13 protein-coding genes and 1 pseudogene are annotated in these 14,073 nt (G+C 72.9%); 11 read left to right on the plus strand and 3 right to left on the minus strand.

From position 1 onward, the window contains the following. Positions 1-188: 188 nt before the first annotated feature. A complete protein-coding gene (locus ACWC94_RS18870) occupies positions 189-1,454 on the plus strand; it encodes a hypothetical protein (RefSeq protein ID WP_450797767.1) in 1,266 nt (421 codons plus the stop codon). Positions 1,455-1,457: 3 nt separating this feature from the next. Here ACWC94_RS18870 and ACWC94_RS18875 read toward each other — a convergent pair whose 3' ends face one another. After that, positions 1,458-2,438 (minus strand): ATP-binding protein, encoded by a 981-nt coding sequence (locus tag ACWC94_RS18875; RefSeq protein ID WP_450797768.1) that lies wholly within the window; start codon positions 2,436-2,438, stop codon positions 1,458-1,460. A gap of 101 nt (positions 2,439-2,539) precedes the next feature. Between ACWC94_RS18875 and ACWC94_RS18880 the strand changes: the two genes are divergently transcribed. Then, complete coding sequence (locus tag ACWC94_RS18880; protein WP_450797769.1) at positions 2,540-3,364, plus strand: oxidoreductase; 825 nt, start codon at positions 2,540-2,542, stop codon at positions 3,362-3,364. A gap of 463 nt (positions 3,365-3,827) precedes the next feature. On the opposite strand, the gene ACWC94_RS18885 is transcribed toward ACWC94_RS18880, so the two are convergent. After that, positions 3,828-4,658: an HAD family hydrolase gene (locus ACWC94_RS18885; RefSeq protein WP_450797770.1), complete on the minus strand. Its 831-nt coding sequence runs from the start codon at positions 4,656-4,658 to the stop codon at positions 3,828-3,830. 593 nt (positions 4,659-5,251) lie between these two features. Between ACWC94_RS18885 and ssd the strand changes: the two genes are divergently transcribed. The 7 genes and pseudogenes from ssd to ACWC94_RS18920 all read left to right on the plus strand — a co-directional run. After that, positions 5,252-6,358: a septum site-determining protein Ssd gene (gene ssd / locus ACWC94_RS18890; RefSeq protein WP_450797771.1), complete on the plus strand. Its 1,107-nt coding sequence runs from the start codon at positions 5,252-5,254 to the stop codon at positions 6,356-6,358. Beyond that, positions 6,355-7,554: a TadA family conjugal transfer-associated ATPase gene (locus ACWC94_RS18895; RefSeq protein WP_450797772.1), complete on the plus strand. Its 1,200-nt coding sequence runs from the start codon at positions 6,355-6,357 to the stop codon at positions 7,552-7,554. The genes ssd and ACWC94_RS18895 overlap by 4 nt, the downstream gene beginning before the upstream one ends. A gap of 23 nt (positions 7,555-7,577) precedes the next feature. Next, on the plus strand, positions 7,578-8,423 hold the full coding sequence (locus ACWC94_RS18900; protein WP_450797892.1) for a type II secretion system F family protein: 846 nt from the start codon (positions 7,578-7,580) through the stop codon (positions 8,421-8,423). Between the two features lie 180 nt (positions 8,424-8,603). Beyond that, positions 8,604-9,383: a type II secretion system F family protein gene (locus tag ACWC94_RS18905; RefSeq protein WP_450797773.1), complete on the plus strand. Its 780-nt coding sequence runs from the start codon at positions 8,604-8,606 to the stop codon at positions 9,381-9,383. Between the two features lie 70 nt (positions 9,384-9,453). Beyond that, positions 9,454-9,654 (plus strand): DUF4244 domain-containing protein, encoded by a 201-nt coding sequence (locus ACWC94_RS18910; RefSeq protein WP_450797774.1) that lies wholly within the window; start codon positions 9,454-9,456, stop codon positions 9,652-9,654. 22 nt (positions 9,655-9,676) lie between these two features. Continuing rightward, positions 9,677-10,015 (plus strand): TadE family type IV pilus minor pilin, encoded by a 339-nt coding sequence (locus tag ACWC94_RS18915; RefSeq protein ID WP_450797775.1) that lies wholly within the window; start codon positions 9,677-9,679, stop codon positions 10,013-10,015. 95 nt (positions 10,016-10,110) lie between these two features. Continuing rightward, positions 10,111-10,344 (plus strand): annotated as a pseudogene (locus ACWC94_RS18920) (Rv3654c family TadE-like protein); the annotation flags it as partial. 82 nt (positions 10,345-10,426) lie between these two features. Here the strand turns inward: ACWC94_RS18920 and ACWC94_RS18925 are convergent. Then, positions 10,427-12,976 carry a DEAD/DEAH box helicase gene (locus ACWC94_RS18925; protein ID WP_450797776.1) on the minus strand — a complete coding sequence of 850 codons (2,550 nt, stop codon included), beginning with the start codon at positions 12,974-12,976 and terminating at the stop codon, positions 10,427-10,429. 81 nt (positions 12,977-13,057) lie between these two features. Between ACWC94_RS18925 and bldG the strand changes: the two genes are divergently transcribed. Both bldG and ACWC94_RS18935 read left to right on the plus strand, forming a co-directional pair. Then, entirely contained in the window at positions 13,058-13,399 is a 342-nt protein-coding gene (gene bldG, locus ACWC94_RS18930; RefSeq protein WP_009189842.1) for an anti-sigma factor antagonist BldG, read from the plus strand. Positions 13,400-13,559: 160 nt separating this feature from the next. Next, positions 13,560-13,991: an ATP-binding protein gene (locus tag ACWC94_RS18935; RefSeq protein WP_450797777.1), complete on the plus strand. Its 432-nt coding sequence runs from the start codon at positions 13,560-13,562 to the stop codon at positions 13,989-13,991. The last annotated feature ends 82 nt before the right edge of the window (positions 13,992-14,073 follow it).

Below are 14,073 nucleotides of genomic sequence, written 5' to 3' on the forward strand. Positions count from 1 at the left end.
AGCTTTTCGGGGCAAATGGGGTGATGGATCACACGCCTGGGTGAACTAATCATTTGATCGGCTTGTCGTACTAATTCCTTCTCGCTTTCGTGCGACCTTGGCGGCGCTGCCGTGCACAAGCCCGGCACATCACCAGAAAACGGCCCTCGTCAGCGTTTGTCTGAGAGAAGGAAGAAGGTGGGCGGAACATGGCCGCCACCCAGAGGATCGCCGTCGGCGCCGTGGTCGCCGCGGCCTGTGCCTCGTCGCTCGCCGGTTGCACGACCGGCTCCAACGGTTCGAAGGAAGGGGCGTCCGGCCCGCAGAAGGGGGCGGCGGCCCCCGGGAGTGTGCTCCGGCTGATCGGGGACGGATCCACCGCGTACACCGGCGCACAGCCGCATCTGCCGAGACCCGAGCGCCTGAAGTCCGGTCAGAAGCCTCCGCAGTTCGTCGTGTTCTCCTGGGACGGCGCGGGCGAGGACAGCCAGAAGCTGTTCTCGCACTTCCGTAAGGTCGCCAAGGAGAACCACGCGACCATGACGTTCTTCCTCAGCGGCGTGTACATGCTGCCGGAGGAGAAGCGTGACCTGTACAAGCCGCCCCAGCACTCGCCGGGCAGCTCCGACATCGGTTTCAACGACGAGAAGGGGATCGCGGAGACCGCCAAGCAGGCGCGGCTGGCCTGGCTGGAAGGGAACGAGATCGGCACGCACTTCAACGGCCACTTCTGCGGGCCCGACGGCGGCGTCGGCACCTGGTCGGTGGACGAGTGGAAGAGCGAGATCGCCCAGGCCAAGCAGTTCGTGAAGTCCTGGAAGTCCAACAGCGGCATGAGGAGCTCGGCGCCGCTGCCCTTCGACTACGACAAGGAGCTGATCGGCGCCCGCACCCCCTGCCTCGAGGGCCAGAAGAACTTCATGGAGGCGGCCCGGCAGTTGGGCTTCCGCTACGACTCCAGCGGGGTCAACGACCAGGTCTGGCCCAAGAAGAAGGAGGGGCTGTGGGACGTGTCCATGCAGCTGGTGCCCTTCCCCGGGCACACCTATGAGCAGCTGACCATGGACTACAACTTCATGGTCAACCAGTCCGGCACCGAGACCCAGGGCGACCCGGACAAGTTCGACTACTGGGGCGACCAGATGCGCGACGGTCTCATCAAGGGCTTCTACCGGGCCTACGACGGCAACCGCGCACCGCTGATCATCGGCAACCACTTCGAGTCCTGGAACGGCGGCACCTACATGCGCGCCGTCGAGGACACGGTCAAGGAGGTGTGCAACAAGCCCGACGTGCGCTGCGTGTCCTTCCGTCAACTGGTCGACTGGCTGGACGCCCAGGACCCGAAGACCCTGGAGAAGCTGCGCACCCTGAAGGTGGGCGAGGCTCCCAGGCAGGGCTGGGCGTCCTTCCTCTCCGGCCGCCCGGCCCCGGCGCCGAAGGGCGTGCCCGGGGCGCCGGCGGTCAAGCAGTAGGCACTAAGCGGGAGTTGCCACGCTCTCGCCCAGTACGAAGGCGGGGTCGACCTGCGCCGCCAGGTCGACCCCGGTGCGTTCGTTGCCCCATGCCTCGGCGTTCTTCAGGTGGAAGTGCACCATCTGGCGGGTGTAGCGCTCCCAGTCCCGCCGCTCGTACGTGGCGTCCGCGGTGGCCCGCAGAGTGTGCAGGGCCTGGGCGTTGGCCTCCTCCAGGAGGTCGAACCGCGGTGGGCGGCCCTTCTCCATGGCGCGCACCCAGTCCGAGCGCCCGACCGTCACGAGCAGGTCGTCCCCGACCTCCGCGCGCAGGAAGTCGATGTCGTCCGGTTCCTGGATCTTGTTGCCGACGACCTTCAGGGCGACACCGAAGTCGCGGGCGTACTCCTTGTACTGGCGGTAGACGGAGACCCCCTTCCGGGTCGGCTCGGCGACGAGGAACGTCATGTCGAAGCGGGTGAACATGCCGGAGGCGAAGGAGTCCGAACCCGCCGTCATGTCGACCACGACGTACTCGTCGGGGCCGTCGACGAGGTGGTTCAGGAACAGCTCCACCGCTCCCGTCTTGGAGTGGTAGCAGGCGACCCCCAGGTCGGCGTCCGTGAAGGGGCCGGTGACCATCAAACGGACGGCGCCGCCGTCGAGTTCCACCGGGCGCGCGCAGGCGTCGTAGACCGGGTTCGGCTCCCGCACCCGGACCAGCCGCGAGCCCTCGCCGGGCGGAGTCGTCTTGATCATCGTGGCGGCGGAGGGGATTCGCGGGTTGGTGCCGCGCAGGTGGTCCTTGATCAGCGGCAGCCGTTCGCCCATCGCGGGCAGCGCGGCGGCCTCCCTCTCGTCGAGGCCGAGCGCGGGCCCGAGGTGCTGGTTGATGTCGGCGTCGATGGCGACCACCGGGGCGCCGGCGGCCACGAGGTGGCGGATGAAGAGGGAGGAAAGCGTGGTCTTGCCACTGCCGCCCTTCCCGACGAAAGCAATTTTCATGTTCACCAACAGTAGTCAGGTGATAGCTGTATGTGTCAGATGGAAGTGAAGAAGACCACTCCTTCGAGGGGTGGGCCGATGGGGTGCGTAGGGTCGTACTCATGAGTACGACAGGCGCGAACGCCGACCCGCTCGCGGCCCTGGGCTCGCTGCCCGGTGTGGCCGACTCCGTGGAGTCCGTGCGCAAGGCCGTGGACCGGGTCTACGGGCACCGGATCATGCGGCGCCGCAGCACCGAGATCACCTCCGAGGCGGCCCTGCGCGCCGCCCGCGGCTCCGCGGCGCTCTCCGGTGCCGACTGGGCCCTGGAGGAGGTGCGGCGGCGCACCGACTTCGGCACCGACGCCGAGGCGCTGGTCATGGGAGCGGCCCTCAGGCTGTCGGCGGAGGCCGGACAGCTGCTGTCCATCTGGCGGCAGTCGCCCCTGCGGGTGCTGGCCCGGCTGCACCTGGTGGCCGCGGCGAGCCAGGGCGACGAGGTCGGCAGGCCGCGCCAGGCCGGTGAGACGGTGGACGAGCCGCTCGTCGAGCTGCCGCTGCCGGACGCCCGGGAGGTCTCCGGCCGGTTGGAGGGGCTCGCGGACCTGATCATCGCGGGGACGTCCGCGCCCGCGCTGGTGACCGCCGCCGTGGTGCACGGCGAGCTGCTCGCGCTGCGGCCCTTCGCGTCCCACAACGGTCTGGTCGCGCGCGCGGCCGAACGGATCGTCCTGGTCGGCAGCGGTCTGGACCCGAAGGCGATCTGCCCGGCCGAGGTCGGACACGCCGAACTGGGCCGCGCCGCCTATCTGGCGGCGCTGGACGGCTATGTCTCCGGTACCCCGGAGGGCATGGCGGCCTGGATCGCGCACTGCGGCAGGGCGGTCGAGCTGGGGGCGCGCGAGTCGACGGCGGTGTGCGAGGCGCTGCAGCGCGGCGCGGCCTGAGAGGGTTACCGAAACCGCCCCGGACATGGGTTGCGGCGGTACGAGTGCTCGTACCGCCGCTGGCACGCTCACCGGGTTACCAAGCGTCCTCGATATGTGCCCATCAGGTCGGGGACTTTGCCCGACACCTGGTGCGGCTGGCCCGTAATCGACGGGTCGACGTCGCGTGGGTGCCCGGTGTCCGTGCGGGGTCCGTGGGGCCAAGTGCGTAGTGGTAGGGGATCCTCTCGGATGTCCTTTGGTCTCGCGGGCCTAAGGCCTTTGTACCGCGAGCCGGTAGGAAGCGGAACCCCTGCCTGCTGTTCTTTACTTTCAGGTTCAAACGAGGGTGAAACGGTCACCGCTCGGGTGATGGTCCGGATCCGGCGGTGCCCCGGATCCGGCGGTGCCCCGGATCCGGCGGTGCCCCGGATCCGGCGGTGCCCCGGATCCGGCGGTGCCCCGGATCCGGCGGTGGTCCGGTTCAGGCCGTGCTCCGGCGCCGGCTGGCGTACCAGACGAGACCCGCGGTCGCGGCCGCCGCTCCCACGGCCGCCACCGCGACCAGTGCGGGGCGGGGCGGCACGGAGAACGTGGGCAGCCGCTTCTTGAGCGGGACCGGCCGGCGGAACTCCAGGACCGGCCACCCCCGGGCGAGTGCCTCGCGGCGCAGCGCGCGGTCCGGGTTCACCGCGTGCGGATGCCCGACCGCCTGCAGCATCGGCAGATCGGTCGCGGAGTCGCTGTAGGCGTAGCAGCGGTCGAGGTCGTAGCCCTCGGACACGGCCAGTTCCCGGATCGCCTCGGCCTTGGTCGGGCCGTAGGCGTAGTACTCCACCTCCCCGGTGAAGCAGCCGTCGTCGCCGACGACCATGCGCGTCGCCACCACGCGGTCCGCGCCGAGCAGTTCGCCGACGGGCTCCACCACCTCGGCGCCCGAGGTCGACACGATCACCACGTCTCGCCCGGCCGTGTGGTGTTCTTCGATGAGGGAGGCGGCCTCGTCGTAGATGATCGGGTCGATGAGGTCGTGCAGGGTCTCTGCGACGATCTCCCGGACCTGCTGCACGTTCCAGCCGCGGCACATGGCGGACAGATACTCGCGCATGCGCTCCATCTGGTCGTGGTCCAGGCCGCCGGCCAGGAAGACGAACTGGGCATATGCGGTGCGTAGCGCGGCCCTGCGGTTGATCAGCCCGCCTTGGTAGAAGGACTTGCTGAAGGTGAGCGTGCTCGACTTCGCAATGACCGTCTTGTCCAGGTCAAAGAAGGCTGCCGCGCGGGGCAAGGAGTGGTTTTCCACGTCCCAGAGCATAGGTGCAGCCCATTCGGCGTAAGGTGGGCGTGTGGGTTTGCCTGAGAGGGCTCTCGGGTACACCATGGAAGTCACGGATCGTTCGCGACCGTGCTAACCCGGTCCGGCTCCTCCCCCCCCGAGTCGGCCGTGGAGACGACCCCCGCTCTCCCCCCCGGCGGGGGTCGTCGCATGTCCGGACGGCTTTTTCCCCGCTTCCCCCCTCCTTCCGCGCAACCGCGGCCCGGCGCCGAGCCGCCGTGACCGCCGCTTCAGCATGCCCGTGATCCGTCACTCACCGTAATCATCGCGCTGCGCTGCGGAAGTCGCACGGGCATCAGTACGGACGTCACCGGTATGGGTGATGGCGATATTCACAGCCTCCGAGTTGTCCACAGTTTTCAACCAAGATCCACTTGTTTTCCCGCATCGCTGCACGGTGATTCCCACGCGCTCGGCCCACGGCGAGTTCATGGCCGGTTCCGATTGCCGGAGCGCGTATGGCCGGTTTCTGTCGGCCGCTCATATGGGGGGCCGCTTGCCGGTTCTTCACACCTTTGGGAATCGCGTGGCCGCAGGGGCTGCGCGGCCCACGCAGCGAAGGGGGAACACGCGTGACCGCAGCCGTCACCCACGACCCGCCGCCCGGCACCGGGGACCGGCCGGGCCGGCCGCTCATCGTCACCGAGGACGCCGAAATCCTGGACGACCTGCTGCGCCTGTGCGCGGCCGCAGGCGCCACACCCGAGGTCCACCACGGCGTACCCGAACACGGCGCCGGCTGGGAAACGGCCCCGCTGGTGCTCGTCGGCGACGACGCCGCACGCCGGCTCGGCGGGGCCGCACGCCGGCGCGGAGTCGTCCTGGTCGGCCGTGACCAGGACGACCCGGGCGTATGGAAACGCGCCGTCGAGATCGGCGCCGACCACGTCCTGATGCTGCCCGACGGCGAGCAGTGGCTGGTCGACCGGATCGCCGATGTCGCCGAGGGAGTCGGCCGCCCGGCCCTCACCGTCGGAGTGATCGGCGGCCGGGGCGGGGCCGGCGCCTCCACGCTCGCGTGCGCGCTCGCCGTCACCTCCGCGCGCGAGGGCCTGCGCACCCTCCTCGTGGACGCCGATCCGCTCGGCGGCGGACTCGACGTACTCCTCGGCGGCGAGAGTACCGACGGACTGCGCTGGCCCGCCTTCGCCGCCTCCCGCGGGCGGGTCGGCGGCGGCGCCCTGGAGGAGTCGCTGCCCGAACTGCACTCGCTTCGGGTACTGAGCTGGGACCGCGGCGACTGCGTCGCCATCCCGCCGCAGGCGGTGCGCGCGGTGCTCGCCGCCGCCCGGCGGCGCGGCGGCACGGTCGTGGTGGACCTGCCCCGCCGCCTCGACGACGGGGTCGCCGAAGCCCTCGCCCAGCTCGACATGGCCCTGCTCGTCGTCCCCGCCGAACTGCGCGCGGTCGCGGCCGCCGGGCGGGTCGCCTCCGCCGTCGGCATGGTCGTGCGCGACCTGCGCGTGGCGGTGCGCGGGCCGTACGCACCGGGCCTGGACGACCAGGAGGTGGCCCGCCTGCTCGGCCTGCCGCTGGCCGGCGAGGTCCCGGTCGAACCGCCACTGCTGCACCCGCGGGGCGGGACGAAACCGCCGGGCACGACCGCGCGCGGCCCGCTCGCCCGCTTCTGCGTGAACTTCTGGGAGCGGGCGCTGGTCGAGGCGGGAGGCCCGCGATGACCCTCCCCGGACTCGACCGGGCGGACGGCACCGCCCTGCTCGACGGCGTACGCCGCCGGCTGGCCGAGAGCGGCGCCGAACCCACCCCCGCGCGCGTGGCACAGGCCCTGCGCGAACAGGGCCGGGTGCTCGGCGACGCCGAGGTCCTCGGCGCGGCCCGGCAGCTCAGGTCCGAACTCGTCGGCAGCGGCCCCCTGGAGCCGCTGCTCGCCGACCCGGACGTCACCGACGTCCTCGTGTCCGCCCCGGACCGGGTGTGGGTCGACCGCGGCGGCGGACTGGAGCTGACGGAGGTGACCTTCCCCGACGCGGCGGCCGTGCGACGCCTCGCGCAGCGGCTGGCCGCCGTGGCCGGACGCAGGCTGGACGACGCCCGGCCGTGGGCGGACGCCCGGCTGCCCGACGGGACCCGGCTGCACGCGGTGCTGCCTCCGGTCGCCGTCGGCTGCACCTGCCTGGCCCTCAGGGTCGTACGGCCCCGGGCCTTCACGCTGGAGGAACTGGTCGGGGCCCGCACCGTGCCACCCGGCGGCGAGAGGATCCTGCGGGCGCTGCTGGCGGCCCGGCTGTCCTTCCTGGTCAGCGGCGGCACCGGAAGCGGCAAGACGACCCTGCTCAGCGCCCTGCTGGGCCTGGTCGGCGCGGGCGAGCGGATCGTGCTCGCCGAGGACTCGGCCGAGCTGCGGCCGGACCACCCGCATGTCGTCCGGCTGGAGACCCGGCCCGCCAACCAGGAGGGCGCGGGCCTGGTCACCCTGGAGGACCTCGTCCGGCAGGCGCTGCGGATGCGGCCCGACCGGCTCGTCGTGGGAGAGGTCCGCGGCCCGGAGGTCGTGCATCTGCTCGCGGCTCTCAACACGGGCCACGAGGGCGGCTGTTGCACGATCCACGCCAACACCGCAGCGGATGTGCCGGCCCGCCTGGAGGCGCTGGCCACGGCCGCGGGGCTGGACCGGGCCGCGCTGCACAGCCAGTTGGCGGCCGCGCTCTCCGTGGTCCTGCACCTCGTACGGGACCGGTCCGGGCGGCGCCGGATCGCCGAGGTGCACGTGCTGGAGCGGGATGCCACGGGGCTGGTCCGTACGGTGCCGGCGCTGCGGTGGGGCGAGCGGGCCTTCTTGCGGGAGCGGGGCTGGGAGCGGTTGCGGCACCTGCTGGATGCGGCGGGCGAGCCCGGGGACGACGGAGAGAGGTGACGGAAGTGATCGGTGAGACGTCGATGGGGGCCGCGCTGGTCTGTCTCGGCGCGCTGGCCTGGCTGCTCGGCGGACGGCACTACGGGATGCGGCGGGCGCGGCTGCTGTTCGCGGGCGGCGGGGTGGTGGCGACAGGCCCGCCCGCCTGGGACCGGACCCTCGCGGAACTGCGGCGGATGTGCGGCCGGTTGGGCGCCGAGTGGTGGGCGCTCGCGGCGGGTCTGCTGCTCGGGCTGCTGGGATCCTCGCTGATTCCGGTCGTCGCGGGGGCGGCCGGGGTCCCGGTGCTGCGCCGGGTGCGGCTGGCCCGCCAGGCCCGGCGCGTCCGGGAGCAGAGGGCGGACACGGTGATCGCCCTGTGCGGGGCCCTCGCCGGGGAAGTGCGTGCCGGACGGCAGCCGGGTGAGGCGCTGCTGCGGGCCGCGCGGGATTCCGGCGGGCTCGGCGAGGCGCAGGCGGCCGTGGTCGCGGCGGCGCGGTTCGGCGGGGACGTGCCCGGCGCGCTCGCCGCCGCAGCCCGGCAGCCGGGCGCGGAGGGCCTGCTCGGGCTCGCCGCGTGCTGGCGGGTGGCCGTGGACCAGGGCGCGGGACTCGCGTCCGGCCTGGACCGGCTGGACGCGGCCCTGCGCGCCGAGCGGGACCAACGCGGCGACCTGCGCGCACAGGTGGCGGGCGCCCGGGCGACCGCCGTGCTGCTCGCCGTACTGCCCGCCCTCGGCCTGCTCCTGGGCACGGCCATGGGCGCGGACCCGCTCCGCGTGCTCCTGCACACCGGCGCCGGCCTCGGCTGCCTGGCGACCGGATCGGCGTTCGAGGCAGCCGGGCTGTGGTGGTCCGTGTGGATCGTACGAGGAGCGGGGGCGGTGTGAGCGGGCGCGCGGGCCGGGGCGCGTGGGAAGTGGCCGGAGGCGAGCGGGGAGCGGCGTGCGGACACCACATGCGGGGCGGTTTGCGGAAGTGGCCGGCGATGAGCGGGCGACGGGTGTGGGTGTGGGGGTGCGGCGTGCGGTGGGGAGTGCGGTACGGCATGCGAGGAGGGAGCGGGCGGTATGAGCGGGGAAGTTGTCCACAGGCTGGGGATGGCCGGGGTCGTGACGCTGGCCCTCGGCTGGGTGGTTCGGCGGTTGGATCTGGTCCGGCGGCGGCGTCGGGCGCGGCGTCGGGTGGCCGAGCTGCTGGGCCGGGACATCCCGGTCGCCGGGCGGCGGTTCACGTCGGCGGGCGCGGTGCGACGGTGGCTGCCGCCGGCCGGAGCGGCATGCGGGGCGTGGGTTCTGGTCGGTGGTGTGACCGGGGCCGCGCTGGGGCTGGGGGCCGGCGTCGCGTTGTGGAGATGGCGTAGCCGCCGGTCGGCGGCCGGTCGGGCGGAGCCGGTCGACACCGCCGCAGCCGCGCGCCAACTCCCGCTCGCCGCCGACCTGCTGGCCGCCTGTATCGCGGCCGGCGCAGGCCCGGTGGTGGCCGCCCAGGCGGTGGGGGAGGCGCTCGGCGGGCCCGTCGGGGAGGCGCTGGCCAGAGGCGCGGCGGAGGTACGGCTCGGCGGTGAACCGGCGGACGCCTGGCGGCGGCTGGCCGAGCTGCCCGGCGCCGGGGCCCTGGCCGGGTTGCTGCGGCGAGCCGACGAGTCCGGGCTCCCGGCGGCCGGCCCGGCCGCCCGCCTCGCCTCCGACGCCCGCGCACAGTGGGCCCGCACCGCGACGGTCCGGGCCCGGCGCGCGGCCGTACTGATCTCCGCGCCGGTGGGCCTGTGCTTCCTGCCCGCCTTCATCGCGATCGGCGTGCTGCCCGTCGTGATCGGCCTGGCGGGCGGGGTGATGGGAGGCAGGTGAGGCCGGCGAGGACGAACGCGCCCGAGCGGGCGCACAGAACCGCACAGGACCTGAACTCAAGGGGGTTGGAATGGACAGGAAGATCAAGGAAGCGGCGGTACGGCTGCGGGGGAAGTGCCGCGCGGACGCCGGAATGGTGACGTCCGAGTACGCGATGGGGATCATCGCGGCCGTCGGGTTCGCGTTGCTGCTCTACGAGGTCGTCACCAGCGGCCAGGTCCGGACGGAGCTCCAGGACATCGTGAAGAAGGCCCTCAGTGCGCGGATGTGAGCGAGGCGCGGACCGGGGGTTCGTGACCGCGGAGGCGGCCGTGGTGCTCTGCGTACTGGTGGCGTTCACGATGGCGTTGGTCTGGGGGCTGCTCGTGGTGGCCGCACAGATCCAGTGCGTGGACGCCGCCCGCGTGGGTGCCCGGGCCGCCGCACGTCAGGATCCGGCGGACGCGGTGGAGACCGTGACCCGGCAGGCGGCGCCGCGCGGGGCGCGGGTGTCGGTCGGGCGCGAGGGGGACCAGGTCCGGGTGACGGTGGTGGCCAGGCCGCCGGTGCTGAGCGGGCTGCCGTTCGAGGTGCGGGAGGTGGCCGTCGCGCCGGCCGAGGACGTCGCGGGGGCCGGGGAGGAGGGACCGTGAGGCGCGGTGCGGTGAAGGGAGGTGTGACGAGGAGAGACGCGGTGGGGAGAGGTGCGGCGCGGGACCGGCGGAGCTGCGACCGGGGGTCCGCCACCGTGTGGAGCCTGGGGGCGATCGCCGTGCTGTGCGCGGTGTTCGGCGCCGTGCTCGCACTCGAACAGGCCGTCGTGGTCCGGCACCGGGCGGCCGGCGGCGCGGATCTGGCGGCCCTCGCGGCGGCGGCCCACTGGACCGAGGGCGGGGCGGCGGCCTGCGCGCGGGCCGAGAAGGCGGCCGCGGCCCAAGGGGTGCGGCTGGTGCGGTGCGCGATCGTCGGCGAGACCTCGGACGTGACGGCGGCCGCGGGAAGAGGGCCGTTCGCGGCGGAGGTCAGGGCCAGAGCCGGGCCCGCGGGACCGGCGCCGGACACCCTCAACGGCGAGGCACCCGTCCCGGAGTCCCGTCCAGGCTCCCCGGGCTCTCAGGGCTCTCAGAGCCCTCGGGAGACACCCGGCCCTCCTCCTCCGTCTTCTCCTCAGGCGCTCCCCGCAGCAGCACCGTGAGAAGCCGAACCGCCCCCCTTTTGTGCAACGGGTCGTTGCCGTTGCCGCACTTGGGGGACTGGATGCAGGAGGGGCAGCCGGCCTCGCACTCGCAGGAGGCGATCGCCTCCCGGGTGGCGGTGAGCCAGGCACGGGCGGTGTGGAAGGCGCGCTCGGCGAAGCCCGCTCCGCCGGGGTGACCGTCGTAGACGAAGACCGTCGGCAGGAGCGTGTCGGGGTGGAGCGGGATCGAGACACCGCCGATGTCCCAGCGGTCGCAGGTCGCGAACAGGGGCAGCATGCCGATCGAGGCGTGCTCGGCGGCGTGCAGGGAGCCGCCGAGGATCTCCGGGATGATCCGGGCCTCGTCCAGCTGGTCGTCGGTGACGGTCCACCACACCGCGCGGGTGCGCAGCGTACGGGGAGGGAGGTCGAGTTTCGTCTCGCCCAGCACTTCACCGGTGATCAGGCGCCGGCGCAGGTAGGAGACCACCTGGTTGGTGACCTCGACCGAGCCGTAGCACAGGCGGCCGGCGCCCCACGGGATCTCGGTGTCCGTCTCCAGGATGGAGATCGACGTCGTGTCGCGGGCGACCGTGGAGTACGGCGGATCGGCCTGCTCGACCAGGGCCACCGAGTCCTCCAGGTCCAGCTGACGCACCAGATAGGTGCGGCCCTGGTGCAGGTGGACCGCTCCCTCGTGGACCGTGGAGTGCGCGGCGCCCGCGTCGACCGTGCCGAGCAGCCGGCCCGTGCCGGACTCGACGACCTGCACCGGGCGCCCGCCCGCGCCGCGGATGTCGGTCAGGTCGGCGGCCCGCTCCCGGCGCGTCCAGTGCCAGGCCTTCGTCCGCCGGCGGAGCAGCTTCGCGGCCTCCAGCTGCGGCAGCACGTCCGCGCAGGCGGGGCCGAAGAGGTCCAGGTCCTCCTCCGTCAGCGGGAGTTCCGCGGCGGCGGCGCACAGGTGCGGGGCGAGGACGTAGGGGTTGTCCGGGTCGAGGACGGTCGATTCCACCGGCTGGTCGAACAGGGCCTCGGGGTGGTGGACCAGGAAGGTGTCCAGCGGGTCGTCGCGCGCCACCAGCACGGCGAGCGCGCCCTGTCCGGAGCGGCCCGCGCGGCCCGCCTGCTGCCACAGGGACGCGCGCGTGCCGGGGTAGCCGGCGATCACCACCGCGTCCAGGCCGGAGACGTCCACGCCCAGCTCCAGGGCCGTGGTGGCGGCCAGCCCGAGGAGTTCGCCGGAGTGCAGGGCGCGTTCCAGGGCGCGGCGCTCCTCGGGGAGGTATCCGCCGCGGTAGGCCGCGACACGCCGGACCAGGGAGCGGTCGACCTCGGCGAGTTTCTCCTGGGCGATCACCGAGATCAGTTCGGCGCCGCGCCGGGACCGTACGAAGGCGACCGAGCGCACTCCCTGCACGGTCAGGTCGGTCAGCAGATCGGCGGTCTCGGCGGTGGCGGTACGCCGTACGGGTGCGCCCTTCTCGCCGTGCAGTTCGGTGAGCGGGGGCTCCCAGAGGGCGAAGACGAGCTCGCCGCGCGGGGAGGCGTCGTCGGCGACCTCGACCACCGGCAGCCCGGTCAGCCGGCGGGCCGCGACGGCGGGCTCGGCGGCGGTCGCCGAGGCCAGCAGGAACACGGGTGCGGCGCCGTAGCGGGCGCACAGGCGGCGCAGCCGGCGCAGCACCTGGGCCACGTGCGAGCCGAAGACGCCCCGGTAGGTGTGGCACTCGTCGATGACGACGTACCTGAGCGATTTCAGGAAGGAGGACCAGCGCGGGTGGGAGGGAAGTATCCCGCGGTGCAGCATGTCGGGGTTGGTCAGGACGTAGTTGGCGTACTGGCGGATCCACTCCCGTTCCTCGAACGGGGTGTCGCCGTCGTACACGGCCGGGCGCACGGCGGTGCCCAGAGGTTGTGAAAGTTCCTTCACCGACCGGCACTGATCCGCCGCGAGCGCCTTGGTGGGAGCCAGGTACAGGGCGGTGGTCCCGCGGCCGTTCGGAGCCTCGGAGCCGTCCAGGAGGGCGGACAGGACGGGCACCAGGTACGCGAGGGACTTGCCGGAGGCGGTACCGGTGGCGACCACCACCGAATCGCCGTCCAGGGCGTGCTCGGCGGCCAGCGCCTGGTGCGCCCACGGGTGCTCGATGCCGCACGCCTGGACGGCCGCGATCACCTCGGACCGAATCCGGTCAGGCCAGACGGCATGGCGACCCGCGCGCGGGGGCAAGTGCTCCGTATGAGTGATGCGCGCAGACCGGCTCGGCCCCGAGGCGAGCCGGTCCAGGACCACGCCCGGAGACGGGCGGGACGCCGGGTCCGCCGGGGATCGATCGGATCGGTGATTCTTGGCCATCGGCACCGAGTGTGTCACTGGCGTGACGGACAATGGAGCCAAGGCGTCGTGCACGCCTGCCGGTAAGTGATTGAATGCCATCGCGGCTGGCGATGCGTCCCGGGGGCCGCAAGCCGAGGTGCCCGAGGGGCGACCGCTCGATAGCAAGGTGCTGGAGGATCCGTGGACCTGTCCCTGTCGACCCGTACCGTCGGCGATCGTACGGTCGTCGAGGTCGGTGGCGAAATCGATGTATACACCGCGCCCAAGCTGCGCGAGCAGTTGGTCGAGCTGGTGAACGACGGGAATTTCCACCTCGTCGTGGACATGGAGGGCGTGGACTTCCTCGACTCCACCGGGCTCGGCGTGCTGGTCGGCGGCCTGAAGCGGGTGCGCGCCCACGAGGGCTCGCTGCGCCTGGTCTGCAACCAGGAGCGCATTCTCAAGATCTTCCGCATCACCGGCCTCACCAAGGTGTTCCCGATCCACACCTCGGTCGATGAAGCGGTGGCGGCCACCGACTGACCCTGGGTCCGTCACCGGCGCCGGGCTCCCGACGGGGGTCCGGACGTCGGGCGGTCCCGTCCGGGCCGATGAAGCGGCCCGGGCACAGAAACACACCAGGGGGTGCGGGCTCTCGGCAGCCCCGCCCCCGACCGCACGCCCGTAGTCGCGAGGGGGATGCATGGCCATCGTCGAACTCCGCTTCAGCGCGCTGCCCGAGCACGTCCGGACCGCCCGGCTGGTGGCGGCCGCGGTGGCACGCAGGGCCGGAGTGGACGAGGCAGTCCTCGACGAGGTCCGGCTCGCCGTCGGCGAGGCCTGCTCCCGTGCCGTCGGCCTCCACCAGAGCGTTGGCATCAGCGCACCCGTGAAGGTGGCGCTGATCGAAGAGGAGAAACAGTTCTCCATCGAGGTCGGCGACGAGGCGCCGCACGCCACGCCGGGCGACACGCCCGGCGCCGCACAGGACTCCGAGGCGGAGATCGAGGAGGACGAGATGGGCCTCGCGGTCATCAGCGGCCTCGTCGACGACGTGGAGGTCACCACCGGGCAGGACGGCGGCCTGATCCGTATGACCTGGCCGACCACACCGCCGGCCGCGGCACTCCTCTGAGCGCCGCCGCACCACTTCCCGAGGGCCCTGCCGAGCAGGGCCCTCGGCGTTTTCCAGCAATGATGAGGCGCCCCCCGATTTA

This window comes from Streptomyces sp. NPDC001135, from assembly GCF_053598395.1.